We start from the raw sequence: 25,793 nt of genomic DNA, 5'->3' as shown, positions 1-25,793 counted from the left end.
GCGGGGCTGGTGTGTTGGTGTTTTTTTTGTTTGTTGTCTCTTATATAAAACAAACAACAAAACAAAAATCCTTCGTGTTGGGGGCGTGGGGGGGGTTTTTTGTCCTTCCCCCCCACCCCCCCCCCCCCCTTCACTGTTTTGACCGATCGTGCTATCTTCTGGCCATGCGGTCAGATTCCAAGTCGAGCGGTCCAACTTTCACCGAGCTGGCCAGACGGCGTCAGTTCGTGGACTGCGCGATCGAGGTGATCGCCGAACAGGGGTTCGCCGCGGCGTCGCTGGCGAAGATCGCCGCACGCGCGGGGACGAGCAAGGGGGTGATCTCCTACCACTTCAGCGGCAAGGACGAGCTGCTGGAACAGATCCTGCTCGATGTACTCGCCGATGTCGTCGGGTTCGTCGAGCCCGCGATGGCGGCGGCGACCACGGCGACCGAGAAGCTGACCGCGTATCTCGAGTCCGGCATCGAGTACATGCGGCTGCACCGTGCCCAGTTGCTCGCGCTGCGGCAGATCTTCCCGAACATGCGTGACGCCGACGGCAACCAGCGCTTCGTCAACGAACCCGGCGGAGCCCGGGACCGCTCGATCGAGGAGATCCTCACCGAGGGGCAGCGCACCGGGGAATTCCGCCGGTTCGATCCCACCGTGATGGCTGTGACCATCCGGGCCGCGGTCGACGGCGTCCTCGACCACTGGGCGATGGACCCCGATCTCGACCTGCCCGCCTACACCCGCGAACTCGTTTCGCTGTTCATCCACGCGACCAGGGGGAAAACATGAGTCATTTCGCATTCTGCGTGCCGACCGGTGCCGGACACGTCAATCCGACGCTCGCCGTCGCCTCGGAACTCGTCGCGCGCGGCCATCGCGTCACGTATGCCGCACCGGCGTTCTTCGCCGACCGCATCGCCGAAACCGGCGCCGAGCTGATCGGCTACGAGTCGACGTTCGCGAAGATGTTCACCGAGCCACCGAAGCTCGACCGCGGGGAACTGCCGAAGGTGATGGCGGGGAACCTGGAGGAGACACGGGCGGTGCTGACACAGGTCGCCGAAGGGTTCGGCGACGTACGACCGGATCTCGTCGTGACCGACGCGCCGATCTCCTGGTGGGGACAGTTGCTCGCGGCGCGATGGGATGTGCCGCGGGTGCTGAGCTGGCCGCACCTGGTGAGCAACGAGCACTGGGCGATGACGAACTACATCGAGGTCGACCTGCACGACCCACTGATCCTGCACACGATCGAGCAGGCGGCCCGCCTGGCCGCCCGCGACGGTCTCGACGGGGCGGACATGATCAACGGGACCGGTGCCGCCGCGAACCTGGTGTTCCTGCCGCGTGCGTTCCAGTTCGCCGGGGACACGTTCACCGAACACCACTTCGTCGGCCCCGCACTGGGCGAGCGCGCGTTCCAGGGCAACTGGGAGCCGCCCGCGTCCGGTCGCGACGTGCTGCTCGTGTCGTTCGGCACCGCGTACAACAACGAGCCCGAGTTCTACCGGACCTGTCTGAAGGCGTTCGCCGAGACCCGCTTGCACGTGGTACTCGTGACCGGCGAGCAGGTCGACCACGCGTCGCTCGGCGAAGTGCCCGAGCATGTCGAACTGCACAAATCCGTGCCACAGCTGAGCGTGCTGCGGCACGCGAAGGCGTTCGTCACGCACGCCGGAATGGGTTCGACCATGGAGTCGCTGAGTTTCGGCGTGCCGATGGTGGCGGTGCCCCAGGTCGGCGAGCAGCGCGCGAACGCCGACCGGATCGCCGAACTCGGCCTCGGCAAACACCTTCCGCCCGCCGACGTGACGGTGCACAGCCTTCGCGACGCCGTTTTGTCCATTGTGGACAACGCCGAGATCGCCGCGAACCTGAAGACCATGCAAGGAGAAATCGCCGCCGCCGGAGGCGCCCCGGCCGCGGCCGACGTCCTCGAAGGGCTGTGCTGAAGGGGACGTTCCTCGCATCGCATGAGCTGAAAGTCCCCTTCAGCTCATGTCATGAGACGAAAGTCCCCTTCAGCCGCACGACGCGACGTTCCTTTCCGGCGAGGTGCGCGGCTTCGATGACACGCAACGCTTCGACGGCCTCGGCCGCGTCGACCGGGTACGGGGCGCCGTCACGAACGGCGTCTCGTACCTGCGCGTAGAAGTCCTCGTAGCGGCCGACCTCGGTGGGCACGATCTCGACGTCGTCGTTCACGCCGAGGGTGCCCGCGTCGGCTTCGGGCTCGACACCCCAGCCGTCACCACCCGGGCGCAGGCCCGCCTTGATCTGCGGCTCTTGGACGTCGAGGCCGTATTTGGTGAACGTCGCCTTGTCGCCGAGTACCCGGAACCGCGGGTTTCGGGTTCCGGCCAGCGCCGAAGACCACAGGTGCGAGCGGACGCCGTTGACGTGGTGCAGCGCGACGAAGACGTCGTCGTCGACCTGGACCCCGGCGCGTCGGCGGTCGACCTCGGCGTAGACCTCGGCGACCGGGCCGAACAGCTGCAGGGCCTGGTCGACGATGTGCGCGCCGAGGTCGTAGAGCAGCCCGCCCGCCTCGGCCGGATCGCCGAACTCGCGCCAGTTGTCCTTGGGCTTCGGCACCCACCGGTCGTAGCGGGACTCGAAGCGGAAGACGTCGCCGAGCCGCCCGGAATCGAGCACCCCACGCACGGTGAGGAAGTCGGAGTCGAAGCGGCGGTTCTGGAACACCGTGAGCCCGACGCCCGACACCTTCGCCGCGGCGACAACCCGTTCGGCCTCGGCCGCGGTGGGCGCGAACGGCTTGTCCACCACCACGGGTTTCCCGGCCTCGATCGCCCGCAACGCGAGCGGGACGTGGGTGCGGTTCGGCGTGCTGACCACGACCAGGTCCAGCTCGTCGACGCGCGAAAACAACGCGTCCGCGTCCGGGACGACGTCGGCTCCGGGATGGTCGGCCCGCGCCTGCGCGGCGCGTTCCGGATTTCCGGTGACGATCAGCGCGGGGGTCAGCCCCGATGTCGCCGCGACGAGCGGAGCGTGGAACACGCGACCGCCGATGCCGTAGCCGAGGATCCCGACGCGCAAATCAGCCATGCCCCAATTAAACAACAGTGTTGCTAAATTGGCCAGCGTGGTGGATACCGGGGTCAACCTGCGCGGGCTGCGCCAGCACAACCGCGCACTGCTGCTCACGCACATCCTGCGCGCGGGTGGGCTGAGCCGCGTCGAGCTCGCCGAGCGCACCGGACTGACCCAGCAGGCGGTGTCGAAGATCGTCCCCGAGCTGGTCGGCGGCGGACTGCTCGACGAGGAACGCCAGCCCGCGAGCGGAGTCGGCAAACCCCGCACGCTCCTGCGGATCCGTGCGCACGCCCGGCACGCGCTCGGCGCCCGGCTCGACCGCGACGAGTTCCACGTCCTGCGCGCGGATCTGACCGGCGCGGTCGAGGCGTCGATCGGCAGGCCGCTACCCCGGGGTTTCACCCCCGAACAAGCCGTCACCGCGATCGCCGACGCGACCCGGGAACTCACCGCAGGGGTCGACGGCGTACTCGGCCTCGGGATCGGCGCTGTCGGTCCGCTCGACCACGACGCCGGAGTCGTGCGCGACGCGACCAACATGCCCGGCTGGCACGACATCCCGTTGCGCGATCTCCTCGCCGAGCGGACCGGGCTGCCGGTGACGCTGGACAAGAACACCAACACCGCCGCGTTCGCGCGGAACTGGCCGCACGGGGACAACACGGCGACGGCGGTGGTGCTGGTGGGCACCGGCATCGGCGTCGGGCTGCTCATCGACGGCAGGCTCTATCGCGGACCACGCACGAACGCGGGCGAGTTCGGGCACACCACGCTGGCCTTCGACGGGCCGCGCTGCGGCTGCGGACGCCGTGGCTGCGTCGAAGTCCTCCACAACACCGCGCCGGACACCGAGACCGCGGCGGGCCTGCTCGGCGTCGGGCTCGCCGATCTGGTCCAGGTCCTCGACCTCGAACGGATCGTGCTGGCGGGACGCGCGGTGCGGGCCGCGCCGGAGGTCTACCGCGACGCCGTCCTCGCCCGGCTGGGGGAGCTGTTGCCGCTGCCGCGATGGCAGCGCATCGAGGTCGAAGTGGACGGCCTCGGCGAGGAAATCGTGTCACTCGGCGCCGCCGCGGAAGTGCTGTCGAAGTTCTTCGTGGACCCAAGATGACATGGCTGTGACTTACCGACCGGTACCATCCGCGACGTGTCCGAGCAGACCACCGCCCCAGAGCCCGAAGCGGCTCCGGCCACGCTCTCCTTCCGGGATCGGGTGATCCCGAGCCGGACCGATCCGATGGTCGCCGCGGTGACGAGACCGCTGGGCGGGCCGCTCGGGGACCACGCGGCCGTCGGCAGGCACTGGTTCTGGTCGCCGCAGCGGGTCGGGCTGCTGCTGGCCGTGCTCGCGCTGGTGCTGTGCTGGTTCGGCAAGGCCTCGTGCATCCAGCAGTACACCGACGGCGCGGGCACCACCCAGCTCGACTGGCGTTCGGGCCGCCCGTTCGTCGCGATGTGCTACTCCGACGTCGTCCCGCTCTATTCGTCCGAGCACCTCAACGATCCGGACGCGTTCCCCTACACGTCGTCGTGGTCGGAAAACACCCAAACCGCGGAGAACGGCACGCGGTACATGGAGTATCCGGTCGTCACCGGACTGTTCCAGTGGGCCAACGCGCGACTGGCCGACGGCTGGCTCTCGGTGGCCAACGCGGGCTGGCTCCCCGGCGCGCTGCCGGTGGCGGTGTACTTCAACCTCGTCGCGTTCTGGCTCGCGCTCGCCTGGCTGGTGACGGTGTGGGCGACCGGGCGCGTCGCGAGACGACGGCCGTGGGACGCCGCGCTGGTGGCGATCTCCCCGCTCGTGCTGGTGCACGCGTTCACCAACTTCGACGCCATCGCGACCGCGTTCACCGCGGCCGGCCTGCTGGCCTGGTCACGCAAGCGACCGTGGCTGACCGGGCTGCTGCTCGGCATCGGCGCGGCCGCGAAGCTGTATCCGTTGTTCCTGCTCGGTGTGTTGTTCGTGCTGTGCCTGCGCGCGGGCAGACTCCGCGAATGGAGCCGCGCGGCCGGGGTCACGGTCGCGACCTGGCTGGTGATCAACGTGCCGTTCCTGCTGTTCGCGACCCGTGGCTGGGAGGAGTTCTTCCGGCTCAATACCCTGCGGCCGATGGACCCGGACTCGATCTACAACGTCATCGGGTACTTCACCGGCTGGGCCGGCTTCGACGGCATCCTCCAAAAAGGACAGAATCCGGTCTGGCTCAACGCCGTCGTCGCGGTCCTGTTCCTCGCCTGTTGTGCCGGGCTCGCCTACGTGGCGCTCACCGCGCCGCGGCGCCCGCGCGTCGGCCAGCTCGCGTTCCTCGTGGTGGCCGCGTTCCTGCTGACGAACAAGGTGTGGAGCCCGCAGTATTCACTGTGGCTCGTGCCGCTGGCCGTGCTGGCGATCCCGCGCTGGCGGCTGCTGCTCGGCTGGATGGTGCTCGACGCGCTGGTGTGGGCGCCGCGGATGTTCTACTACCTCGGCGTCGACCACAAGGGCCTGCCGGAAAGCTGGTTCCTCGGCACGGTGATCGTGCGGGACCTCGCCGTCGCCGGGCTGTGTGTGCTGGTGCTGCGGGAGATCTACCGGCCTTCGCGGGATCTGGTGCGGCTGGCCGGGGACGACGACCCCGCCGGCGGCGTGCTCGACGGCGCCCGGGACCGTTTCAGGTCCGGCGGCGCACACCGGGCCCAGGCCGTTCCCACGGGTTGAGCCGCACCGAGGGACGCCTTCAGTGCGTTGGCCGCACCGAGGGACGCCCTCGTCGCATCGAACGCACCCAGGGCGTCCCTCGGTGTGGCTCCGTGCTCGGATTCGCTCAGGCGGTGAGGGCCTTGCGCAGGTAGGCGATGTCGGCGGCCTGGCCGTCGCCCGGGGTCTCGACCACCACCGGCGCGCCCGCGTCCCTGGCCACGGCGACCAGCACGTCGGGGTCGATCGTGCCGTCGCCGCCGACGACATTGGCGTGCCGGTCGCGGGTGGAGCCGAACTCGTCGCGGGAGTTGTTGAGGTGCACGAGGTCGATCCGGCCGGTGATGGCCTTGATCTTCTCGACGGCTTCGGCGAGGTCCCAGCCAGCGGCGTACGCGTGGCAGGTGTCGAAGCAGAACCCCGCGCCGAACTCGCCGACCTTGTCCCACAGCCGCGCGATCGTGTCGAGGTCGCGGGTCATCGCGTTGTCGCCGCCCGCGGTGTTCTCGATCAGGATCGGCACCGCGAACCCGCCCTTTTCGGCCTCGCGTTCGAACAGCTTGCGCCAGTTCACCAGGCCCTCTTCGACGTCCTCGCCGTCACGGACGTGGCCGCCGTGCACGATCAGCCCCTTCGCGCCGATCGCGGCCGCGCCGTTCGCGTGCTGCGTGACGTTCTTGCGCGAGGGGATGCGGATCTTGTTGTTCAGCGAGGCGACGTTGATGAGGTACGGCGCGTGGATGAACACCTCGACCGGGTGAGCCTTGATCTCCTCGCCGAGCGGATGCGGCTTCGGAGCCTTCCAGCCCTGCGGGTCGGAAAGGAAGAACTGGACGACGTCGGCTTCGCGTTCGGCGACCGCGGCCAGCGGATCGTCGTCACGGACATGGGCGCCAATCTGCATGCGCAGCACGCTACTCCGGCTGAACCTTGCCCCTTCAGCCCCAGTTGGTGACGCTCGTGGAGTACCGTGAGCGCGTTCCGTGATCCACGTTGGCTGAAGGGCCGGAGGCGACTCTATGGGGAAGAACGCGCGCCGGATCACCGTACTGGGATTCGCCACGGCCATGGCGGGCGCGCTCGCCTTCCCTGGCCAGGCGTCCGCGGCGGATAAACCGGATCCGACGCTCGGGGGCGACTGCGCGGCCACGCTGCAGAACGGCAAGCAGGGATCCGGGCTCACGCTGGACGCCGGAGCGCCGCTCGCCGCGCCGGGCGCGCTCACCGTGGGGCTGGACTCGACGTCGAAGGCCAAGGACGGCAAGAACCCCTTGCTGACGCTCCCGGTCGGCGACACCGTCAAGGCGTTGCGCGTCGGCGAGGTCCCGGCCGTCGGCGACCTGGCCGCCAAGGGCGTGTGCCCGGCCGGACAGGGACTGGTCAACACCGTCGGGGACACGACACAGGGCCTCCTGCGCGGAGTGACCCAGCCGCCCGGCCCGACGCCGCCCGGCCCCCAACCACCTGGCCCGCAGCCGCCCAGCCCGAAGCCACCGGCGCCCCCGGTGCCGCCCGGCCCTGGCAATCCGGGATCGAACCCCGGCAACCACCTCGACCCGGTCGTGGTCGGCCCCGGCGGTGCCGGTGGTCCCGGCGGCATCGGCGACTCGATCGCCGGCCTCGGCGCCGGGCTCGTGCTGCCCGCGAACTTCAGCCAGGCGCCGGTGATCACCCAGGTCGTCCCCGGGCAGGTCCCGGACGCCCATGTGCCGACTGTCGACCAGAAACCGGGCACCGCGCAGGCGCTGCCGACCGCGATGCCGCCGGCGAAGCTGCCGATGTTGCTCGCCGTGCTCGCCCTGGCCGTCGTCGCGGCCGCGCTGGTCCGGGCGTGGATCCGCCGTAAACCCGCGTAGCCCCTTTCGATCACCGCCTGTGACGCCCGTTTCCACTCGAATGCGCGAAAGCTTCGGGGAAGCGGGCGTCACTCGTCTTCGTTACCGTCGTTGTCCTGGGTGAGAACCGACGGCGGGGAAAGGGACCGGCCATGCAGAGTCGTGTACGGAGGGCAACCGCGGTAGGCGCGTCCGCCTTCGTTCTCGCTGGTTCGGCCGCGCTGGCGATGCCCGGCACGGCGGCCGCCGAAACCCAGACCGTCCCGTGTGGCAGCTCGGTCACCGCGAAGCCGGGCGACACGATCTTCGGCACCACTCCGCTGCTCGGCATCCCGCTCAACCTGGGCGTCGTCGGCCAGGTCTCGGGCGTGCTGACCGGCACGATCAACGCCGTCCTCGGCACCGTCTGCAGGGTGACCGTGACGGTGGTGAACACCGTGGTCTCGCCGGTCCCGGTGGTCGGCGCGCCCGCGGCGAGCGCGATCAACCAGGGCGTTTCCGGGGTCACGAACGGCGCGAGCCAGGCACTCGCCGGCGGCGGCAAGCCCGCGCCCGAGAAGCCCGCGCCCGGCTCACCGCCGCCGCAGCAGGGCGGCCCCGGCAGCCCCGGCGCGCCCGCGCAGGGTGGCCCGCAGCAAGGGGCGATGCCCATCCCGGACGCGAACAGCCCCGTTCTGTCCGGCGCGTACTCACCGAGTTTCGGCGGGCTGCCGTTCGCGTTCTCCACCGGTTACGCGCCGATGCGGGACTACAGCGATATCCCGGCCGCGATGGCCGGGCTGTTCTCCCCGGCACCCGGCCTCCGCTACGGCAGCCAGATCCCCGGCTACGCCCCGCAGTACGGCCTGCCGGAACAACAACAGAACGGCGGCTCGGCCGAAGTCCAGAACGCGGGACAGGCCGTGGCGCTGCCGAACTCCGGTGGCGGCTTCACGAATGGCGCAGGATTACCCGTGCTCATCGCGGTCCTGGCACTCTCCGGAGTCAGCGCGGGCCTGGTGCGCACCTGGGTGCTCCGCCGAATGGCCGCTACTCATTAGCCCGACCGCCGAGTATCTTTCCAGGGAATCACTCGTTGACCCTGTTGCCATCGACGACGCCCACGGACCCCGGAGGACAGCGCTCGTGCGGAAACTCCCCACCTGGCAGACGACCCGCAAAGCACTGACCGCCACCGCACTCGCCGCGTTCGTGACCGGCGGCGTGTTCCTCTCCTCCGGCACCGCGTCCGCGGCGACCACGCTCGCGGATTCCTGCGCCGGTTCGGTCAACGGCGGCATGGGCGACTCGGTCGCGGTGAAGGGCGCCGGTTTCGCCGACGTCGTGCGGACGGCGGCGAAGCGCAACGAGATCTTCCTGCACCTCAACGGTGTCGACCCGGACGGACTGGCCAGGGCGATCAGCGGCAAGGTGCTGACCGTCGGCTCGGTCCCGCAGTCCGCTGGCGGCTCGATCGCCGGTAGCGACATGGCCGGGCCCGTCCTCGACGCGCTGCAGAACGAGTGGGGCCTTGGCGAGAGCGCGCTCGGCACCAAGGCGAAGACACTGCAGTACATCAGGGAAGGCGTCTCGAACAGCTGCAAGCTGACGACGCTGGCCACGAACTACGTGGCGCCGAGCACGCCGCGGTCCGACCCCTCGCAGGGATCGCAGCCCGGCCGGGGCGGCACCAGCACCGCGCCGAACGGCGGCTCGAACCTGTCGAACCTGCTCCCCGGCGGCCAGACCGGCACCGCGCCGCAGCGCGACTACAGCGGTATCCCCACCGCGACGCCGGGCGTCGCGGTCGCGCCGGGCGTGCGCTACCCGTCGAACGGGACGCTGCCGGGTGACGGCTCGGCACCGCAGTTCGGCCAGGGCCAGGACGGCAGCAGCGGTCAGGGCGCCGACATCCGCAACGCGGGCAACGCCGAATCGCTCGCTTCGTCGAACACGGCCAACAACGTCCAGTTGCCGATGCTGCTCGCGGTGATCGTGCTGGCCGGCGTCACCGCCGGGCTGGTCCGGACCTGGGTGCTGCGCCGCACGAGCTGAGCCCCGCGCACCCTGCGCGCGGAACTGTCGGTACCCGTAGGTACGCTCTACCCCGACATACCCTCCTGCCATGGAACGTCCATGGCCGCGAGCCCATAGGAGGTGAGTGGTTGTGTCACGCCATTACGAGGTAATGGTCATCCTGGACCCCACGCTCGACGAGCGTACGGTGGCTCCCACCCTGGACAACTTCCTCAACGTGATCCGCACTTCGGGCGGCAGCGTGGAGAAGGTCGACGTCTGGGGCCGCCGTCGCCTCTCGTACGAGATCAAGAAGCACGCCGAGGGCATCTACGCCCTGCTGGACCTGAACTCCTCGGCCGACGCCGTCAAGGAGCTCGACCGCCAGCTCTCGCTGCAGGAAACCGTCCTGCGGACCAAGGTCATGCGCCGCGAGGTCAAGCGCGCCGCGGCCAAGCCCGCCGCCGCCAAGGCCTGAGCCGAAGGGAACAACCCCCGATGGCTGGAGACACCGTCATCACGGTGATCGGCAACCTCACGTCCGACCCGGAGCTCCGCTTCACCCCGTCCGGCGCGGCGGTCGCGAACTTCACGGTCGCGTCCACGCCCCGCACGCTCGACCGGCAGACCGGCGAGTGGAAGGACGGCGAGGCGCTGTTCCTGCGCTGCAACATCTGGCGCCAGGCGGCGGAGAACGTCGCCGAGTCGCTGACCCGCGGCGCGCGGGTGGTCGTGCAGGGCAGGCTCAAGCAGCGGTCCTTCGAGACCAAGGAAGGCGAGAAGCGCACCGTCGTGGAGCTCGAGGTCGACGAGATCGGCCCCTCCCTGCGGTACGCCACGGCCAAGGTGAACAAGGTCAGCCGCGGCGGCGGTGGTGGCGGCGGCTTCGGCGGCGCCCCCTCCGGTGGCGGCGGTGGCGGCGCGCCCGCCGACGACCCGTGGGGCTCGGCCCCGCCCGCCAGCAGCGGTGGCGGCGGCTTCTCCGACGAGCCGCCCTTCTGATCGGTGCCGCATCGCGGGCCGGACGGCCCCGGCGAGCGCCTGAAGCGAGATACGCAACCAAACGTGAAATTTCCAGGAGTACACAGTGGCCAAGCCACCCATTCGTAAGCCCAAGAAGAAGGTCTGCGTGTTCTGCAAGGCCGAGAAGAAGGGCCGTCCGGAACTGATCGACTACAAGGACACGAACCTGCTGCGGAAGTACATCTCCGACCGCGGCAAGATCCGTGCCCGCCGGGTCACCGGCAACTGCAGCCAGCACCAGCGGGACATCGCCATCGCGGTGAAGAACTCGCGCGAGATGGCGCTGCTGCCCTACACGTCGACCGCGCGCTGAGGGAGCTGAGTCATGGCGAAGATCATTCTCACCACCGACGTGGCGAACCTCGGCGGCCCCGGCGACATCGTCGAGGTCAAGGACGGGTACGCCCGTAACTACCTGCTCCCGCGTGGCTACGCGATCGTGGCCACCAAGGGCGCCGAGAAGAACGTGCGGACCATCAAGCGGGCGCAGGAGAGCCGTCGCATCCGCGACCTCGACCACGCCAAGGAGATCAAGGCGACGCTGGAGGGCCTCGGCGCCATCCAGCTGTCGGCCAAGGCGGCCGAGGGCTCCAAGAAGCTCTTCGGCTCGGTCACCACGACCGACATCATCGACGCGATCAAGGCCGCCGGCGGTCCGCTGCTGGACAAGCGCGTCATCGAACTGCGTGAGCACATCAAGACCGTGGGCAAGCACTCCGCCACGGCCCGGCTGCACCCGCAGGTGAAGGTCGACGTGCGGCTCGAGGTCAAGGCCGCCAAGTAAGGCCGAAACCCGCACCTTGCCGTGAAGGCGGGACGCTTCCCCAGCGGGAGCGTCCCGCCTTCACGCGTTTCGGGAACCCGGCGCCGTACGGACACGTCCGAGTGAGGACAGCTCGGCTTGACTGCGGTTTACTGCACTGATCAGACTCGATATTGCGCATGGGGACGCAAAGGGGATGTAGCGAACGATGCCTGACGGGTACGACAGCAACGCCGAGCAGCGGCGCCAGGAAAAGATCAGCATGGACGCGCCGAAGACCTCGGCGACTCCGGCCACCGGTGGCGGCGGAGGCGGATTCTCCTTCGACAAGGACAAGATCGACGGCGTCATCAAGAAGTGGGAGGACCTGCGAACCCAGCTCAAGAACGACGCCGCCGACGCGAACCTGATGGCGAACGTCAAGGCGCCCGGCAAGGAGTTCGCGAGCGGCGACTGGGAGAAGCTGGCGAACCCGTCCGGCAAGGCGTTCCTCGAGCAGAACGAGAAGATGCAGGAGTACGTCAAGAACTACATCGACGCCCTGCTCGACGCGAAGAAGAAGATCACCACCAAGGAAGCCGACACCCAGGCGGACATCTCGAAGGCGGGCAAGCAATGAGTCGTCGTCCTTTGCTGTTCGTCGTCGCCGCGGCTGCGCTCACCGTCGCGGGCTGTTCGGGTACCACCGGCGGCACCGCTTCGCCCGCTCCCGCGTCAGCGACGGATTCCAACACCGGCGGATCCGGCGGCGGTTCCGCCCCGAAGGTCCCGGCGCCGCTGAACGTGTCGTCGATCCAGAGCAACGCCTGCGCCACGCTGTCGTCGGCGAAGGTGAGCCAGCTGAAGCTGTCCCCGGGGACCCCGCGCACCGGCTCCGCCGGACCGTCCTGCACGTTCACCTACGCCGACGACCACGGCAACCAGATCGACGTGTCGACCGTGACGGCCAACAAGAACGGGCTGAGCGACGTCTACGACACGAAGGCGAACGACGAGTACTTCGAGCCGACGCAGATCGCCGGCTACCCGGCGGTCTACGCGGCGGCGCTGGACCACCGCGGCAAGGGCAAATGCGGGCTGTTCGTCGGGGTCACCGACCAGCTGTCGGTGAACATCCTCGCCCAGCTCGACAACGGCGCGGACGCGAAGACGCCCTGCCCGGTGGTGGCGAAGGTCGGCGAAGCGATCGTCCAGACGTTGAAGGAAGGCTGAGCCATGGTGTTGTTCCTGATCCCGATCGTCGCCGGGTTCTCGGCGTACAACATGGCGACCACGCACTCGAACAACTACGAGTCGGCGCAGGGCGATCGCAAGATCAACTGTTACGACATCTGGGAGAAGATCTACACCGGCCCCGGCCCGAAGTCGATCGAAGACGGCCAGGGCGCGGCCAACCGGCTCAAGGGGTCCTACCAGGACCGCCTGACCACGATCGACCAGCTGGCCAAGGAGATGGACGCCGCATGGACGGGCCAGGGATCCGAGGCCGCCCAGCAGGCGGGCGCGCATCCGCTGCGTACGTGGATGGACGACTCCGGCAAGAAGCTGACCGACAGCGACAAGTACCTCGGCGAGCAGCACACGGCGTTCACCACGGTGAGGGCCAAGGTGGTCCAGGTGCCGAAGGATCCGCCGAAGAACAACCTGCTGAACTCGATCACGCCGTGGACCACCGACACCGACCGGGCCATCCGCGACTACAACCGCAACGGCCAGGCGAACGTCGACGCGTTCAACGAGTACTTCAAGGCGAGCAACACCAACGGCCAGAAGATGCCGACGTACAGCGCGCTGGAGGGCCAGCAGCGCAATGTCAAGGTCGATCCCGGCAAGGACGACGGCAAGAAGAAACCGGGCGACGACGGCAAGAACCCGCCCGGCGGCATCAACGTGCCCCCTGGCGGCAGCGTGCCGCCCGGTGGCATGCCTCCCGGCGGTATCGGGGTTCCGCCCGGCGGCACGCCGAACATCCCCGGCGGCGGCTTCAAACCGGGTGACATGCCGAAGATCCCGGGCAGCGACTACCAGCGGCCGGACATCCCCGGCTACAAGCCGAACATCCCCGGTGGGGACTACCAGCCGCCGAAGGTGCCGAGCTGGGACGACCACACCGGCGCGTCCGGCTTCACCCCGCCCAAGATCCCCGGGAGCAACTTCGGCGGGGGCGGCGGCGGGTTCGGGCCCGGCGGCACCGGCGGGGTCGACATCCCCGGCGGTGGCTTCGGCCCCGGCGGGTCGGATTCCGGTTTCGGGCCGGGCGGCGTCGGCTTCGGTCCCGGCGGCAGCGCGAGCGGGGCCGCGATCCCCGGCAGCGGCGCGGCGGGCGCCGGGGCCGGTGGCGGGGCGGCCGGAGCGGGTGCCGCGGGCGCGGCAGGCGCGGGCCGGGGTGCCACCGGAATGGGGGGCATGGGCGGTATGGGCCACGGCGCCAAGGGCAAGGGCGGCGAGGACGAGGAGCGCAGCTCGAAGTTCCTGCTCGGGGACGACCCCAACGAGATCTTCGGTACCGACGAGCTGACCGCGCCGCCCGTCATCGGCGAGTGAAGCACCCGGCTTGCCGGGCGCGTGCCAAGATGAGCGCGCCCGGCCGTGGCCGGATGCCCGCAGACACGTACTAGGGGGAACCACCGGTGCTGGACAAGCAGGTCACGATCACGACCGGCACCCTGATCAACCTGATCCGCCGCCGCGGTGGCGAGCCGCATCTGATCCTCGCCGAGGTGCCGACCTGGTACAGCGACGAAGCCCAGCGCGGCGAGGACGAGCGCACCAACGCCGAACTCGCCGAGCAGGGGCTCTTCGGGCCACGCGGGATGCATCCCGGGTTCGTCGCGACGCTGGAGGCGGTGGCGCGGCCGCAGCTGGAGTACTACGGCTGGATCGACGGGGGCTACGACGGCAAGTCGCTGAGCTACTCGCTGCTCGCGGGCAGCGCCGGCGGCGAAGGGTTCGTGCTGGCCAAGCACGGCGAATACGACCAGGTCGTGCTCGCCTCGCTGCACCCCGGCGAGGCGCTGGAGGGTTTCCTCGGGCAGATCCCCAAGCTCGCCCCCGGCCGGGGCCGCGCGATGGCGGTGCCGAAGAGCGAACTGGACTCTTCGGGCGGCTCCGTGAGCGCCCAGGACGACGGGTACGCGGTGCTGCGCAGCGACCGGCCGAGCGCGGCCGGACAGGAGGCCGAAGAGCTTCGCCGCATTCTCGCGTTACGCCGAATGGGGAGTGGAAGCCTGTACGTCGCGGTGCGGAACCGCAGTGGGAGCAGGCAGCGGATCGAACGCCCGGTGAACTACATCGATACCTCGGAAGGCCGCTGGCTGACCGAAGAGGTACCGGGGCGTGGCGAGCCCCGCATCGCCTTCACCCCGGCCGACCAGCAGGTTCTCGGCGAGCGGTTACGCAGCGCACAGAGCAGGCTCGGCGCGGGCTGAGTACCACCTCCGTTCAGCCCACCGGGTCATCGCTCTACGCTCCGTAGTATTCATCCACAGGTGACGGTGTCCACAGGGGCTCCCGGTCCCCGCGACACGCCGACCAACGGACTTTTCGCGACACGCCGTACGAGTTTTCGTGAAGTTCTCCACAGCTTTCCCACAGGGTCTGACCTGCGACTTTGCCGAGTTGCCCCAACTTTGTCCCCAAGTTGCCCACAGGCTCACGGCTACCTGTGACTGATTGCCCCCATCCATCCCCAAGTTGTCCACAGGACGGTCCCCAACCGAAATTGCGTTGCTCCTTCCGGGGGTTCTACGGTTGCCCGCCGGGTCGGCACGCACGGTGGTCTCCAGCGGTGTTCGCGGCGTTTCTGCGCCGCGGGAACCCGCCGGGGGGACATGATCTGGACAGGCACCGTGGCCGGCTGGGAAAGCAGGGGAAGATCCGGCATAATCGAACTACTGTTCGAGCGATGAGGAGGTGTCCGCAGCGGTGGCGCTGACCGACGACCGCGGTCCGATGTACGCGGATTCGGACCCGGGGCCGGCCGATCCCGGCCCCCGGCCTGGCGAGTTCGACCGCCAGCCGCCGCAGGACATCGCGGCCGAACAATCCGTGCTCGGCGGCATGCTGCTGTCCAAGGACGCGGTCGCGGACGTCATCGAGGCGCTCGGCCCCGACGACTTCTACCGGCCCGCGCACCAGGCCATCTACGACTGCATCCTCGACCTCTACGGCCGCGGCGAGCCCGCCGACCCGATCACCATCTCGGCCGAGCTGGAGCGCCGCGGCGAACTGGGCAGGGTCGGCGGCGCGCCGTACCTGCACACGCTGATCGCGATGGTGCCGACGGCGGCCAACGCCGGGTACTACGCCGAGATCGTCGCGGAGAAGGCGGTGCTGCGCCGCCTTGTCGAGGCGGGCACCCGGATCGTGCAGTACGGCTACGGGGCCGCGGCCGCGGACGGGGCGAACATCGACGAGGTCGTCGACCGCGCGCAGGCCGCGATCTACGACGTCACCGAGCGGCGTACCAGCGAGGACTACGTCGCGCTGGAAGACCTGCTCCAGCCGACGATGGACGAGATCGACGCGATCGCGTCGCGCGGCGGGCAGGCGCAGGGCATTCCGACCGGCTTCGCCGACTTCGACGAGCTGACCAACGGCCTGCACCCCGGTCAGATGATCATCGTCGCGGCCCGGCCCGGTGTCGGTAAGTCGACACTCGGCCTGGACTTCGCGCGATCGGCGTCGATCAAGCACGGCATGACCAGCGTCATCTTCTCGCTGGAAATGAGCCGTACCGAGATCGTCATGCGCATGCTCTCGGCGGAGGCGCGCATCCGCCTCGCCGACATGCGCGGTGGCAAGATGTCCGACGACGACTGGACGCGGCTGGCCCGGCGGATGAGCGAGGTCTCCGAGGCGCCGCTGTTCGTCGACGACTCGCCCAACATGACGATGATGGAGATCCGCGCGAAGGCCCGGCGGCTGAAGCAGCGGCACGACCTGAAGCTCGTCGTCCTCGACTACCTGCAGCTGATGACGTCGGGCAAGCGCGTCGAGTCGCGGCAGCAGGAGGTCTCGGAGTTCTCGCGGCAGATGAAGCTGCTGGCCAAGGAGATCGAGGTCCCGGTGATCGCGATCAGCCAGCTGAACCGTGGTCCGGAGCAGCGGACGGACAAGCGCCCGATCCTGTCCGACCTGCGTGAGTCCGGTTCGCTGGAGCAGGACGCCGACCTCGTCATCCTGGTCAACCGCCCCGACGCCTGGGAGCGGGACGACCCGCGCGCCGGCGAGGCCGACCTGATCATCGCGAAGCACCGTGCCGGTCCGACGGCGACCATCACCGTCGCGCACCAGCTGCACTACAGCCGCTTCGCCGACCTCGCCCACGACTGAGCCGGCACAGCGCCTCCGTCGGTCACGGTCGGCTTGTCTGCCGTCAGCACAAGGTGCTGGCTGCTCGCACTTCGCTGAGTGCTTGCCGCGCGAGTTCACCGAAGTCGTCGCTGGTGGCCGTGTCGCTCCAGCGGTCGTAGGCGATCTTCCAGGCGAGCGCGCCCAGCTCCGCGGCCACGCGTGAGGTCAGTTCGGGGACTCCTCGGCGCTTGAGAGCGTCGATCATCGACGCGGTGAGGCTGAGTCCCTTCAACGCCTCGCGCTCCCGCAATTCCGGGTTGGCGTCGATCACCGCCGACCTCCGGGCGCCGAACTCGCGACGATCGGGTGTGAAGGCTTCCTTCCCGATCACGTCCAGGGCATGAGCCACCGCTTCGAGCGGGCCTGCCGCGGCCGGCGCCGCGTCGATCCCGGCGGCGACCAGTCCCGTCATCGTGCCCCCGCCGAAGAGCACCTCCCGCTTGTCCGGGAAATGACGGAAGAAGGTGCTCTTCGTGAGCCCGGCACGCTCCGCGATCTCGATCACCGTCGTGTTCTCGTAGCCCCGCTCCTCGAACAGTTCAAGGGCAGCGACGACGAGCCGCTCGGATGCGTGGGGTTGCCAGCGAGCCATGGCACCAGGGTACGGGACATGGTCCCGTCACGAGGTGTACGGTGATGGGACCAAGTCCCGTCACGGTCCTTCGCAGTCGAGATGGCCGGCCGGAACGCGGGCCAGCACACCGATTCCACGAACAGGAGATGTCCGATATGGGCAGGTACGAGGACAAGAAGATCGTGATTACGGGAGGCAGCAGTGGTCTGGGTCTGGCCACCGCGAGATCGCTCGTGGACGAGGGAGCGCGGGTACTGATCACCGGACGCAATCAGGACAAGCTGGATGCCGCCCGCGATCAGCTCGGCAAGAACGCGATCGCGGTCCGCAGCGACGCGGCCTCGTTGTCCGACATCGACGCGCTGGCCGACCGGGTGCGGGTCGAGTTCGGCACGGTCGACGCCCTGTTCGCCAATGCCGGTGTCAGCGTTTCCGCCCCGTTCGAGGCGACGAGCGAGGAACTGTTCGACCACCTGCTGACCGTCAACGCCAAAGGCCCGTACTTCACGGTGCAGAAACTCGCTCCGCTGCTGACGGAGGGCAGCGGCGTGGTGCTCACCACCTCGGTCGTCAACGTGATCGGCTTGCCGATGCACAGCGCATACGCGGCCAGCAAGGCAGCACTGCGCTCGATGACCCGCAGTTTGGCCCGGGAACTGCTCACTCGGAAGATCCGCGTCAACGCGGTGAGCCCCGGCCCGATCGACACCGGCATCCTGGCGAAGCCGATGTCCCAGGATGCCGCGGAACGGGTGAAGGCGTTCACCGCGCAGATCCCCATGCTGCGTTTGGGAACGCCGGCCGAAGTCACCAAGGCGGCGCTGTTCCTCGCGTTCGACGCCACCTACACCACCGGTGCCGAACTCGCCGTGGACGGCGGGGGCACTCAGCTCTGACCCGCAACCCCCGGTCACGCGATTCGATGGCCCTGCAGGTCAGCTTCGCACCGCGGTGGCCGCCAAGGTGGCGTACTGCATCGTGAAGCCGCCCCCGAGTGCGTCGATCGCGGCGCCGACTTCGGCGAGCACCTCCGCCTGTTTCTCCGGCGCTAGCCAGGTGAGGCCGCCGGTGGTGGGCAACAGGTCCAGCCACTCGGCGCGGGTGTACGGCCGCTCCCAGTCGAATCGCCACTGCTCGGGTTCGCCGAACCCGCCCGCCTTGCGAAATCCGTCGGCGGCAGTGGCGAACATCGTCTGGTAAACCTCCAGCGCGGTCCGGGCAGGCTGGTCGCTGCCCGAGGCCGGGGGATTCATCGGCGACTCGGGGGCCACGCGACGGCAGGCTTCGGCGTAGGCCGCCAGCACCTCGGGCGGCGGGTCGTACACATGCCCGAACACCGCCAGCCTGCCGCCGGGCCGGAGCACCCGCGCCGCCTTGGCCGCGCCCGCAACCGGGTCCACCCAGTGCCACGCCTGCCCGGCGACGACGGCGTCGAACATCCGGCCTGCCGGCTCCCAGTCCTCGAACTTCGCCACCTCGACCTCGATCCCGCCGCGGCGCGCGAACTCGGCCATCCGCGCGTCGGGATCGACGCCGAGCACCGTGCAGCCCGCCGCGGCGAACTGTTGCGCTTCGATGCCGGTGCCGCAGCCGACGTCCAGGACGACGCGGCCGGGGCTGGTGGCGATGATCCGCTCCACCAGCGCGTCGGGATAAGGGGGCCGGGCCCGGTCGTAGCGTTCGGCGTCCACGCCGAACGACTCCGCGATCCGGCGCGCCCGATACGGCTCGCGCCCGGCGGGACCTGCTTGTTCCTGCGGTAGTGTGGGCATGCGCCCACTCTAGTGGGCACTTGCCCACTAGCAACGGCAGTTCGCCGTGAGCGTAAGGAGAGACGTGAGGTGCCGACCGGGATCCACATCCGCGACGCGCGTAAGCAGCTGTTCGACGCCGCCGAACGCATCCTGGTCCGGGACGGGCCGAACGCGCTGACCAGCCGCGCGGTCACCACCGAGGCGGGTTGCGCCAAGGGCGTCCTGCACCGGCACTTCGCCGACTTCGACGACTTTCTCGCCAAGCTCGTCCTCGACCGCATCGCCCGGCTCGAGGCCCAGGCCGCCGACCTGCTCGCGGCCGCCGGAACGCGCACCGTCGCCGACAATCTCACCGACGCGCTGACGTCCCTGTTCTCCTCGGTCGCCGTGGCGATCATCAGCCTCATCACCTTCCGGGACGAGCTGCGTGCCCGGCTGCGCAGGGGCCGGCCGGCCGGGATCCCGCTCCTGACCGAGGCCGCGGCCATGCTCGTCGCCTACCTCACCGCGGAGCGCGAACTCGGCCGCATCGCGGCGGACGCCGACGTCGACACGCTCGCGCCGATGCTGCTCGGGTCCGGCCATCTGCTGTTCGCCGACCGGACCGGTGTTCCGCCGGAAGCCGAGGCCGTCCACAAGGTGGTGACGTCGGCTATCGCCGGCGTCGTATGAGCGCCAGCCCGTCCGCGCGGCTCTGGAGGTAGCGCTGCTCGGGGAGACTAGTGGTCAGCCGCACCGCCATCCGGTACCCCGCCTCGGCGGCCTCGCGATCGCCCGCCCGCTCCAGCAGGTGGGCCCGGACAGCGTGCAGCCGGTGGTGCCGCGACATCCGGTCGTCGGCGTCGAGTGGTTCGAGGAGCGCGAGCCCGGCTCGCGGGCCACGCACCATGGCGACCGCGATGGCGTGGTTCAGGGTGACCATCGGATTGGGATCGAGCCGTTCGAGCAGCTGGTAGAGCCCGACGATCTGCGTCCAGTCGGTGTCCTCGGCACGCGCCGCCTCCGCGTGCACGGCGGCGATGGCCGCCTGGAGCTGATACGGGCCGATCCTGGCGTCGGCCAGCGTGCGGGTGATCAGCGCGATGCCTTCGTCGAGGCAGCCCCGGTCCCAGTTTTCGCGATCCTGTTCGGCGAGCGGGACGAGGCTGCCGTCCGGGCCGGTGCGTGCCGCGCGGCGCGCGTCGGTGAGGAGCAGGAGCGCGAGCAGCCCGGCGACTTCGCCGTCCTCGGGCAGCAACGCCCGCACGGTGCGAGTGAGCCGGATCGCCTCCCTGGTCAGCTCGGTGCGCTGCAGGTCGGGGCCGGAGGACGCGGTGTAGCCCTCGTTGAAGATCAGGTAGAGAACGTGCAGAACGCTGCGCAGTCGTTCCGCGCGCTCGGCCTCGGGCGGCGGGTCGAACCGGGCACCGGCCGCCTTGACGCGTTGTTTGGCGCGGGTGATGCGCTGGGCCATGGTCGCTTCGGGGACCAGGAAAGCGTGGGCGATCTCCGCCGTGGTCAGGCCGCCGACCGCGCGCAGCGTGAGCGCGATCTGCGACGGCGGGGTCAGGCTGGGATGGCAGCACAGCAGGAGCAACGTCAGCGTGTCGTCCTCTTTGGACTCCACGGCGTCCGCGGGCGGGGCGACGAACGCGTCCGCCGGGACCCGCGCGGCGACGCGGTCCTCACGTTGCCTGCCGGCGATCTCGGTCCGCAGCAGGTCCGTCATCCGGCGCGAGGCGACGGTGATCAGCCAGTTCAGCGGCTGATCGGGGACGCCGTCGGCCGGCCACTGCGTCGCGGCGGCGAGCAGGGCTTCCTGGACCGCGTCCTCGGCGGTCTCGAAATTCCGGTACCGCCGCAGGAGCGCGGCGAGGACCCGCGGCGCCGAGCGGCGCAGCAGGTCCTCGACCTCGGCGTTCGTCACATCTCCTGGCCGGAGGAGGCCATGATCGGGCGGACCTCCACGGCGGCGAACCGCGCGTCCGGGAAGCGCGACGCGATCTCGGCGGCCCGTTCCGGGCTCTCGCAGTCGACGACGAAGTACCCCGCGAGGTGTTCCTTGGCCTCGAGGTACGGCCCGTCCGTGGTCGCCGGGACGCCGTCTCGCACCCGGACCGTCTTGACCTGCGACGGATCGGCCAGCGCCTCCCCGCCGACGAGTTCACCGGACTCGACGATCTCCCGCAGCAGCTCGTCGAACTGACCGCTCATCGCGTCCCGCTCCTCGCCGGACATCGCCAGCGCCTCGGGAACCCGCAGGAAGATGGGATGCCCCCAGCTCTTCGGGTTGCTGTAGATCATGATCAGGTACTTCACCGTGCTTCCTCCCGGTAGCGCACGCCGTCGAGCATCGCCGCGAGCGTCTTCGTCATGTTCCGCCTCAGTTCCGCGAGCCGCCGGTCCACCACGCCAGGGTCTCGCTCGGCCATCACCCTGATCATCGTCTCGCCGGACCCGTGTTCGAAGACGTGCCTGAGCCGGGCCTGCTCCGCATCGACGGCGGTGAGTTCGTACCGCCAGATCGACGCGGGCTTCAGCGCTTCGTCCAGCACCACCCAGGCAAAGGTCTCAGCAGGCGTCGACTCGGTGACCTCACAGATCACCGAAGCCACGAAGTCATCCCCGAACCGGTTGCGACCGACGAAGCGATTGCCCGCCTGAGGCGGCCTTCCCGCTCCGTACAGCCACTCGGTGTGTTCGCACTCGGGGCTCCACTCGCCGTACCTCGGCACGTCGGTGACCAGCTCCCAGAGCCGTTCGACCGGCAGATCCACCAGCAGCGAGACGTCGGTGCGCGCCCCCGTCACGATGTCCATCTCTGACCTCCTCGACACGCCCACGGTGGGCGCTTCGCAGCGGAGGTCGGAGCGAGCCCGCGCGGCACGACGTCCTTCGACGAGAAACTTCCGGCCGGATCTTCAGGCGCCCCGCGCGGCCACCCAGACGGCGATCTGCGCGCGGTTGGCCAGGCCGAGTTTGGTCAGGATGTGGTCGACGTGGGCGTCCGCCGTCCGCTTCGCGATCGTGAGGGCGTCGGCGATCTGCCGGTTGGTGTGCCCTCGCGCGACGAGTTCCGCGACCTCGTACTCGCGCGGGGTGAGCCCGCCCCGATCCCCGGCAGGCGCGGGCGGGGACTCGTCCAACGCGTACCGGACGACCTCGTCGAGGGGCATCGTCCGGCCGCGGGCGTAGTTCCGCTCGAACGCGGCGTCGCCGAGTGCCTGTTTGGTCAGCGACTCGTGCCGGTCGAGCCGGGCGGCCCAGATCGGGAACGAACGGGCCTGGAGGTCGATCGACGCCCAGATCACGTCGGCCGCGCCGAACAACGTGCCCGCGCGGTCGAACCGTTCTTCGCGGGCGGCGGTCCAGGCCAGCAGGTGAGTGGTCGCCGCGGCGACGAACCACGCCCCGGTCGACGCGCTGAACCGCAGGGCGAGCTTGCCGAAGCGCTCCGTTTCGGCGAGGTCGTCCACTTCGAGGTTGATGTAGCCCAGCGCGCACATCGCCCAGCTCCGGAAGTAGATCTCCCCGGCGTTCTCGCTGCGCTGGACGCATTCGCCGAGCAACGTCATAGCGGTGTCGACGTCGCCGCCGAAGCCGTGGGCGAAACCACCGAAGCACAGTGCGTTCAGCTCACCCTCGAAGAATCCCAGCGCGCGGTACGCGCTCAGCGCGTCGTCGAGCAGGGGAATGGCAGGCGTGCAGTAGTCGGCGAGGAAGAGCCCGACCCCGCCGCTGAACGCGACCTCGGCCGCCAGCGCGTCGTCCCCGGCCTGCGCGGCCAGCTCGTTCGCCGCGGTGAGCTGCCGGGTCGCGGGCTCCGCTTCACCGCGGACCGCGGCGAGGAACCCATCGATCCACACGCCGACGCGGTATTCGCGTTCGCCGGGGGAGAGGACGTCGAGCGCGCGCTCGACGAACCGGCGCGTCTCGTTCATGTATCCGAACACTGTCCAATAGGGACGGATGTGGTCGAGCATGCGGATCGCGACCGCGGCTTCGCCAGGAGTGTCGACGCAGAACCCGAGCGCGACCCAGATGTTGGCGAGTTCCCTCGGCAGCCGGTCCAGCCAGGCGAGCTGCCCCGTGCCGAGCCATTCCGCACCGAACCGCTCGGTCACGCCCCGGTACCAGTCGCGATGGCGGCGGGCCACCGGCTCCACGTCCTGGCCCAGCCGCTCGTGCCCGTACTCGCGCAGCGTCTCCAGCATCCGGTACCGCACGCCGCTGCCGTGGTCCTCGCGGATCAGCACCGATTTGTCCAGCAGCCCGTCGATCAGGTCCAGTACCTCGGCCTCCTCGACGCCGTCCCCGGCGCACACGTACTCGGCCGCGTCGAGTTCGAACGAGCCGGAGAACACCGAACTGCGGGCCCACACCAGACGCTCGGCCGCGGTGCACAGGTCGTGACTCCAGTCGATGGTGTCCCGCAACGTCTGCTGCCGCCGCGGCGCGTCCCGGGCGCCGGTGGTCAGCAACGGCAGCCGCCGCTCCAGCCGCTCGACGATCTGCGCCGGAGTCAGCGAGCGCAGCCGGGCGGCGGCGAGTTCGATCGCCAGCGGAAGGCCGTCCAGGCGCCGGGTCAACGCCACGACGTCGGCGCGGTTCTCCTCGGTCACTTCGAACGAAGGCGACACCGCCCGCGCGCGGTCGGCCAGCAGCCGGACCGATTCGCAGGCCGTCAGCTCCGCGAGCGACGCGGTGTCCCCTGCTTCGGGCAGCATCAACGGCGGGACCGGGAGGATCCGTTCGCCCTCGACCCCGAGCGACTGCCTGCTGGTGGTCAGGATCGCGACCCCGGGACACGCGGCCAGCACCGCGGACACGAGGTCGGCACAGGCGTCCAGCAGGTGCTCGCAGTTGTCCAGCACCAGCAACAGCACGCGCCGCCGGAGGTGATCGACGACCAGGTCCGGCGCCGGGCGCCCGGACAGCGCCCGCAGGCCCAGCGCGTCCGCCACGGCGGTCGGCACCAGAGCCGGATCGCGCAGCCGGGCCAGTTCCACCAGCACGGCCCCGTCGGCGAACCGGGCCCGTGCCTCGTTCAGCACACGCAGCGCGAGCCGGGTCTTCCCGACGCCACCCGAGCCGGTCAGCGTCACCAGCCGATGCCGGTCGAGCAGTCGCGACGTCTCGGCCAGCTCGGTGACCCGGCCGACATAGCTCGTCGGCTCGGCGGCACGGTCGCTCATCGGCTGAGGTGGATCTTTCCGGCGTTCATCGCGGTCATGGTAATGCGAATCAGCAGGTTTCTTCCGGATTCTTTTCGAAGAATTCAACCGGGAAAAACGCGAATCGAATTCGCACCGAAGGAGAGTGGCCGAAACGCTCAGCCGAGTTCGCCGAAACGCCGCACGAACGTCGTGAGCAGACGGCCGAAAACGACGCGATCCTCCTCGGACCAGTCGGCCATCACCTCGGCGAACACCCCGCGCCGGAACTGGTGCAGCTCGTCGAGCTCGGCCCGGCCGTCCCCAGTGAGGACGAGGACCGTACGGCGCCCGTCCCGCTGATCGGCCTCCCGCCGCAGCAGTCCGCGTTCGACCGCGCGAGCCACCAGCCTGCTCGCGCGGGGCTGGTCGACGCCGAGGGCGGTACCGAGCGCGGTCACCGTGCCGGACTCGCCGCGCTCGGAGAACTCCTCGACGACATCGAGGAGTTCGATCACCGGATCATGCGCGCCGCGGCCACGCGTGCGGGCGATCCCGCTCAGCGAACGCCGCTGCTGGCTCCGCCGGATCGCGATCATCGCGCGCTCGACCTCGGCCACCGCGTCCGTCATCCTCGCGCCACCTTCCACCGCTCCATCTTCTCCAAAGCGTGCCCTCAGGGAATATCGCCATCCACCAGGACGTCGAGTATCCTAGTAGTTGAACTTTCAAATACTGGAGGTCGCGATGACCACACCGGTGCTGTACCTGAGCCACGGCGCCCCGCCGCTCGCGGACGACGCCACCTGGACCCGCCAGCTCGCGAACTGGTCGGCCGAGCTGACCCGGCCGCGCGCGATCCTGGTCGTGTCCGCGCACTGGGAGGAGGCCCCGCTGACCATCGGCGCCACCACTACGGTGCCGCTCGTCTACGACTTCTGGGGCTTTCCCGACCGCTACTACCAGGTGAAATACGCATCGCCGGGTGCGCCGGAGCTCGCCGCGAAGGTGCGTAGGCTGCTGCACTCGGCCCAGACGCCGGTGCACGACGCGCCGGATCGCGGGCTCGACCATGGCGCGTATGTGCCGCTGGTGGAGATGTACCCGGACGCGGACATCCCGGTCCTGCAGATTTCGATGCCGTCGCTGGACCCGCGGGAGCTGTTCGACCTCGGCCGCAAGCTCGCACCCCTGCGCGACGAGGGCGTGCTGATCATCGGCAGCGGCTTCTTCACCCACAACCTGAGCGCGATGAGCCGCACCGAGGACGCCCCGCCGGCGTGGTCGAGCGAATTCGACCAGTGGGGTGCCGAGGTGCTGCGCGACGGCGACGTCGATGCCTTGCTGGACTTCCAGCGCAAGGCCCCGGCCGCCGAGATCGCGCACCCGAAGATCGAGCACTTCGCCCCGCTGTTCGTATCGCTCGGCGCGAGCACCGACGAAGGCAGGGGCCGGACCGTCATCGACGGCTTCTGGCACGGCCTGGCGAAGCGTTCACTGCAGTTCGCCTGATACGACGAAAGCGGGGGCCCGGGGGGGGGGGGGGCGGGGGCCCCCCCGAAACGCGGTGAGGCCGCGGGGGGGAACCCGCGGGGGGGGGAGTGTGGGGGCGCGAGGCCCAGAATGGGGCGG

Annotated in this window: 28 protein-coding genes; 19 read left to right on the top strand and 9 right to left on the bottom strand. The window is 69.7% G+C overall.

Going from position 1 to position 25,793, the window contains the following annotated elements:
* Positions 1-164: 164 nt before the first annotated feature.
* Positions 165-782: a TetR/AcrR family transcriptional regulator gene (locus ACFWX1_RS03210; RefSeq protein WP_378383277.1), complete on the top strand. Its 618-nt coding sequence runs from the start codon at positions 165-167 to the stop codon at positions 780-782.
* Positions 779-1,945: a macrolide family glycosyltransferase gene (locus ACFWX1_RS03205; protein WP_378383275.1), complete on the top strand. Its 1,167-nt coding sequence runs from the start codon at positions 779-781 to the stop codon at positions 1,943-1,945. The genes ACFWX1_RS03210 and ACFWX1_RS03205 overlap by 4 nt, the downstream gene beginning before the upstream one ends.
* Positions 1,946-1,994: 49 nt before the next feature.
* Here the strand turns inward: ACFWX1_RS03205 and ACFWX1_RS03200 are convergent, their stop codons facing one another.
* On the bottom strand, positions 1,995-3,062 hold the full coding sequence (locus ACFWX1_RS03200) for a Gfo/Idh/MocA family oxidoreductase (RefSeq protein ID WP_378383273.1): 1,068 nt from the start codon (positions 3,060-3,062) through the stop codon (positions 1,995-1,997).
* A gap of 37 nt (positions 3,063-3,099) precedes the next feature.
* On the opposite strand from ACFWX1_RS03200, the gene ACFWX1_RS03195 reads away from it, so the two are divergent.
* Positions 3,100-4,161, top strand: coding sequence for an ROK family transcriptional regulator (locus ACFWX1_RS03195; protein WP_378383271.1), 1,062 nt, complete (start codon positions 3,100-3,102; stop codon positions 4,159-4,161).
* Between the two features lie 36 nt (positions 4,162-4,197).
* Positions 4,198-5,751 carry a glycosyltransferase family 87 protein gene (locus ACFWX1_RS03190; RefSeq protein ID WP_378383269.1) on the top strand — a complete coding sequence of 518 codons (1,554 nt, stop codon included), beginning with the start codon at positions 4,198-4,200 and terminating at the stop codon, positions 5,749-5,751.
* A 106-nt stretch (positions 5,752-5,857) separates the two neighbouring features.
* Here the strand turns inward: ACFWX1_RS03190 and ACFWX1_RS03185 are convergent, their stop codons facing one another.
* Positions 5,858-6,634 (bottom strand): deoxyribonuclease IV, encoded by a 777-nt coding sequence (locus ACFWX1_RS03185; RefSeq protein ID WP_378383267.1) that lies wholly within the window; start codon positions 6,632-6,634, stop codon positions 5,858-5,860.
* 115 nt (positions 6,635-6,749) lie between these two features.
* Between ACFWX1_RS03185 and ACFWX1_RS03180 the strand changes: the two genes are divergently transcribed.
* From ACFWX1_RS03180 to dnaB, 12 genes are all read left to right on the top strand, one after another.
* Positions 6,750-7,586 (top strand): hypothetical protein, encoded by an 837-nt coding sequence (locus ACFWX1_RS03180; RefSeq protein WP_378383265.1) that lies wholly within the window; start codon positions 6,750-6,752, stop codon positions 7,584-7,586.
* 131 nt (positions 7,587-7,717) lie between these two features.
* Complete coding sequence (locus ACFWX1_RS03175) at positions 7,718-8,605, top strand: hypothetical protein (protein WP_378383264.1); 888 nt, start codon at positions 7,718-7,720, stop codon at positions 8,603-8,605.
* Positions 8,606-8,690: 85 nt separating this feature from the next.
* Entirely contained in the window at positions 8,691-9,599 is a 909-nt protein-coding gene (locus ACFWX1_RS03170; protein WP_378383262.1) for a hypothetical protein, read from the top strand.
* 112 nt (positions 9,600-9,711) lie between these two features.
* Complete coding sequence (gene rpsF, locus ACFWX1_RS03165; protein ID WP_200876551.1) at positions 9,712-10,038, top strand: 30S ribosomal protein S6; 327 nt, start codon at positions 9,712-9,714, stop codon at positions 10,036-10,038.
* Between the two features lie 20 nt (positions 10,039-10,058).
* Positions 10,059-10,562, top strand: coding sequence for a single-stranded DNA-binding protein (locus ACFWX1_RS03160; protein ID WP_378383260.1), 504 nt, complete (start codon positions 10,059-10,061; stop codon positions 10,560-10,562).
* A gap of 85 nt (positions 10,563-10,647) precedes the next feature.
* Positions 10,648-10,896, top strand: coding sequence for a 30S ribosomal protein S18 (gene rpsR, locus ACFWX1_RS03155; protein ID WP_003098744.1), 249 nt, complete (start codon positions 10,648-10,650; stop codon positions 10,894-10,896).
* Between the two features lie 12 nt (positions 10,897-10,908).
* The gene (rplI, locus tag ACFWX1_RS03150) at positions 10,909-11,367 is read left to right on the top strand and encodes a 50S ribosomal protein L9 (protein ID WP_378326579.1); all 459 of its coding nucleotides are present in this window, start codon (positions 10,909-10,911) and stop codon (positions 11,365-11,367) included.
* A gap of 241 nt (positions 11,368-11,608) precedes the next feature.
* The gene (locus ACFWX1_RS03145; protein WP_378338624.1) at positions 11,609-11,965 is read left to right on the top strand and encodes a hypothetical protein; all 357 of its coding nucleotides are present in this window, start codon (positions 11,609-11,611) and stop codon (positions 11,963-11,965) included.
* A complete protein-coding gene (locus tag ACFWX1_RS03140; RefSeq protein ID WP_378383258.1) occupies positions 11,962-12,558 on the top strand; it encodes a DUF3558 domain-containing protein in 597 nt (198 codons plus the stop codon). Before ACFWX1_RS03145 ends, ACFWX1_RS03140 begins: the two co-directional genes overlap by 4 nt.
* 9 nt (positions 12,559-12,567) lie before the next feature.
* Complete coding sequence (locus tag ACFWX1_RS03135) at positions 12,568-13,890, top strand: PPE domain-containing protein (RefSeq protein WP_378383477.1); 1,323 nt, start codon at positions 12,568-12,570, stop codon at positions 13,888-13,890.
* Between the two features lie 86 nt (positions 13,891-13,976).
* A complete protein-coding gene (locus tag ACFWX1_RS03130; protein ID WP_378383256.1) occupies positions 13,977-14,774 on the top strand; it encodes an ESX secretion-associated protein EspG in 798 nt (265 codons plus the stop codon).
* Positions 14,775-15,270: 496 nt separating this feature from the next.
* The gene (dnaB, locus tag ACFWX1_RS03125) at positions 15,271-16,680 is read left to right on the top strand and encodes a replicative DNA helicase (RefSeq protein WP_378383475.1); all 1,410 of its coding nucleotides are present in this window, start codon (positions 15,271-15,273) and stop codon (positions 16,678-16,680) included.
* A gap of 43 nt (positions 16,681-16,723) precedes the next feature.
* On the opposite strand, the gene ACFWX1_RS03120 is transcribed toward dnaB, so the two are convergent.
* Positions 16,724-17,293, bottom strand: a complete 570-nt coding sequence (locus ACFWX1_RS03120) for a helix-turn-helix domain-containing protein (RefSeq protein WP_378383254.1) — start codon at positions 17,291-17,293, stop codon at positions 16,724-16,726.
* Between the two features lie 137 nt (positions 17,294-17,430).
* Here ACFWX1_RS03120 and ACFWX1_RS03115 point away from each other — a divergent pair, with 137 nt between their 5' ends.
* The gene (locus ACFWX1_RS03115) at positions 17,431-18,171 is read left to right on the top strand and encodes an SDR family oxidoreductase (protein ID WP_378383252.1); all 741 of its coding nucleotides are present in this window, start codon (positions 17,431-17,433) and stop codon (positions 18,169-18,171) included.
* Positions 18,172-18,210: 39 nt separating this feature from the next.
* Here ACFWX1_RS03115 and ACFWX1_RS03110 read toward each other — a convergent pair whose 3' ends face one another.
* Entirely contained in the window at positions 18,211-18,984 is a 774-nt protein-coding gene (locus ACFWX1_RS03110) for a class I SAM-dependent methyltransferase (protein ID WP_378383473.1), read from the bottom strand.
* A gap of 132 nt (positions 18,985-19,116) precedes the next feature.
* Between ACFWX1_RS03110 and ACFWX1_RS03105 the strand changes: the two genes are divergently transcribed.
* Positions 19,117-19,701, top strand: coding sequence for a TetR/AcrR family transcriptional regulator (locus tag ACFWX1_RS03105; protein ID WP_378383250.1), 585 nt, complete (start codon positions 19,117-19,119; stop codon positions 19,699-19,701).
* On the opposite strand, the gene ACFWX1_RS03100 is transcribed toward ACFWX1_RS03105, so the two are convergent.
* The 5 genes from ACFWX1_RS03100 to ACFWX1_RS03080 all read right to left on the bottom strand — a co-directional run bounded on the left by ACFWX1_RS03100 (position 19,682) and on the right by ACFWX1_RS03080 (position 24,793).
* Positions 19,682-20,935, bottom strand: a complete 1,254-nt coding sequence (locus ACFWX1_RS03100; protein WP_378383248.1) for an RNA polymerase sigma factor — start codon at positions 20,933-20,935, stop codon at positions 19,682-19,684. The genes ACFWX1_RS03105 and ACFWX1_RS03100 overlap by 20 nt on opposite strands.
* Positions 20,932-21,327, bottom strand: coding sequence for a YciI family protein (locus tag ACFWX1_RS03095; protein WP_378383247.1), 396 nt, complete (start codon positions 21,325-21,327; stop codon positions 20,932-20,934). The genes ACFWX1_RS03100 and ACFWX1_RS03095 overlap by 4 nt, the downstream gene beginning before the upstream one ends.
* Positions 21,324-21,827: an SRPBCC family protein gene (locus ACFWX1_RS03090; RefSeq protein WP_378383245.1), complete on the bottom strand. Its 504-nt coding sequence runs from the start codon at positions 21,825-21,827 to the stop codon at positions 21,324-21,326. The genes ACFWX1_RS03095 and ACFWX1_RS03090 overlap by 4 nt, the downstream gene beginning before the upstream one ends.
* Before the next feature lie 102 nt (positions 21,828-21,929).
* Complete coding sequence (locus ACFWX1_RS03085) at positions 21,930-24,203, bottom strand: ATP-binding protein (RefSeq protein ID WP_378383243.1); 2,274 nt, start codon at positions 24,201-24,203, stop codon at positions 21,930-21,932.
* A gap of 137 nt (positions 24,204-24,340) precedes the next feature.
* Positions 24,341-24,793 carry a MarR family winged helix-turn-helix transcriptional regulator gene (locus tag ACFWX1_RS03080; RefSeq protein ID WP_378383241.1) on the bottom strand — a complete coding sequence of 151 codons (453 nt, stop codon included), beginning with the start codon at positions 24,791-24,793 and terminating at the stop codon, positions 24,341-24,343.
* A 115-nt stretch (positions 24,794-24,908) separates the two neighbouring features.
* Here ACFWX1_RS03080 and ACFWX1_RS03075 point away from each other — a divergent pair, with 115 nt between their 5' ends.
* A complete protein-coding gene (locus ACFWX1_RS03075; protein WP_378383239.1) occupies positions 24,909-25,673 on the top strand; it encodes a dioxygenase in 765 nt (254 codons plus the stop codon).
* Positions 25,674-25,793 lie beyond the last annotated feature (120 nt).

Source organism: Amycolatopsis sp. NPDC059021 (genome assembly GCF_042739895.1).
In the GTDB taxonomy this organism is placed as follows: domain Bacteria; phylum Actinomycetota; class Actinomycetes; order Mycobacteriales; family Pseudonocardiaceae; genus Amycolatopsis.
The sequence above is the reverse complement of the archived record's forward strand: the minus strand, read 5'-3'. Positions and strand labels throughout refer to the sequence as shown.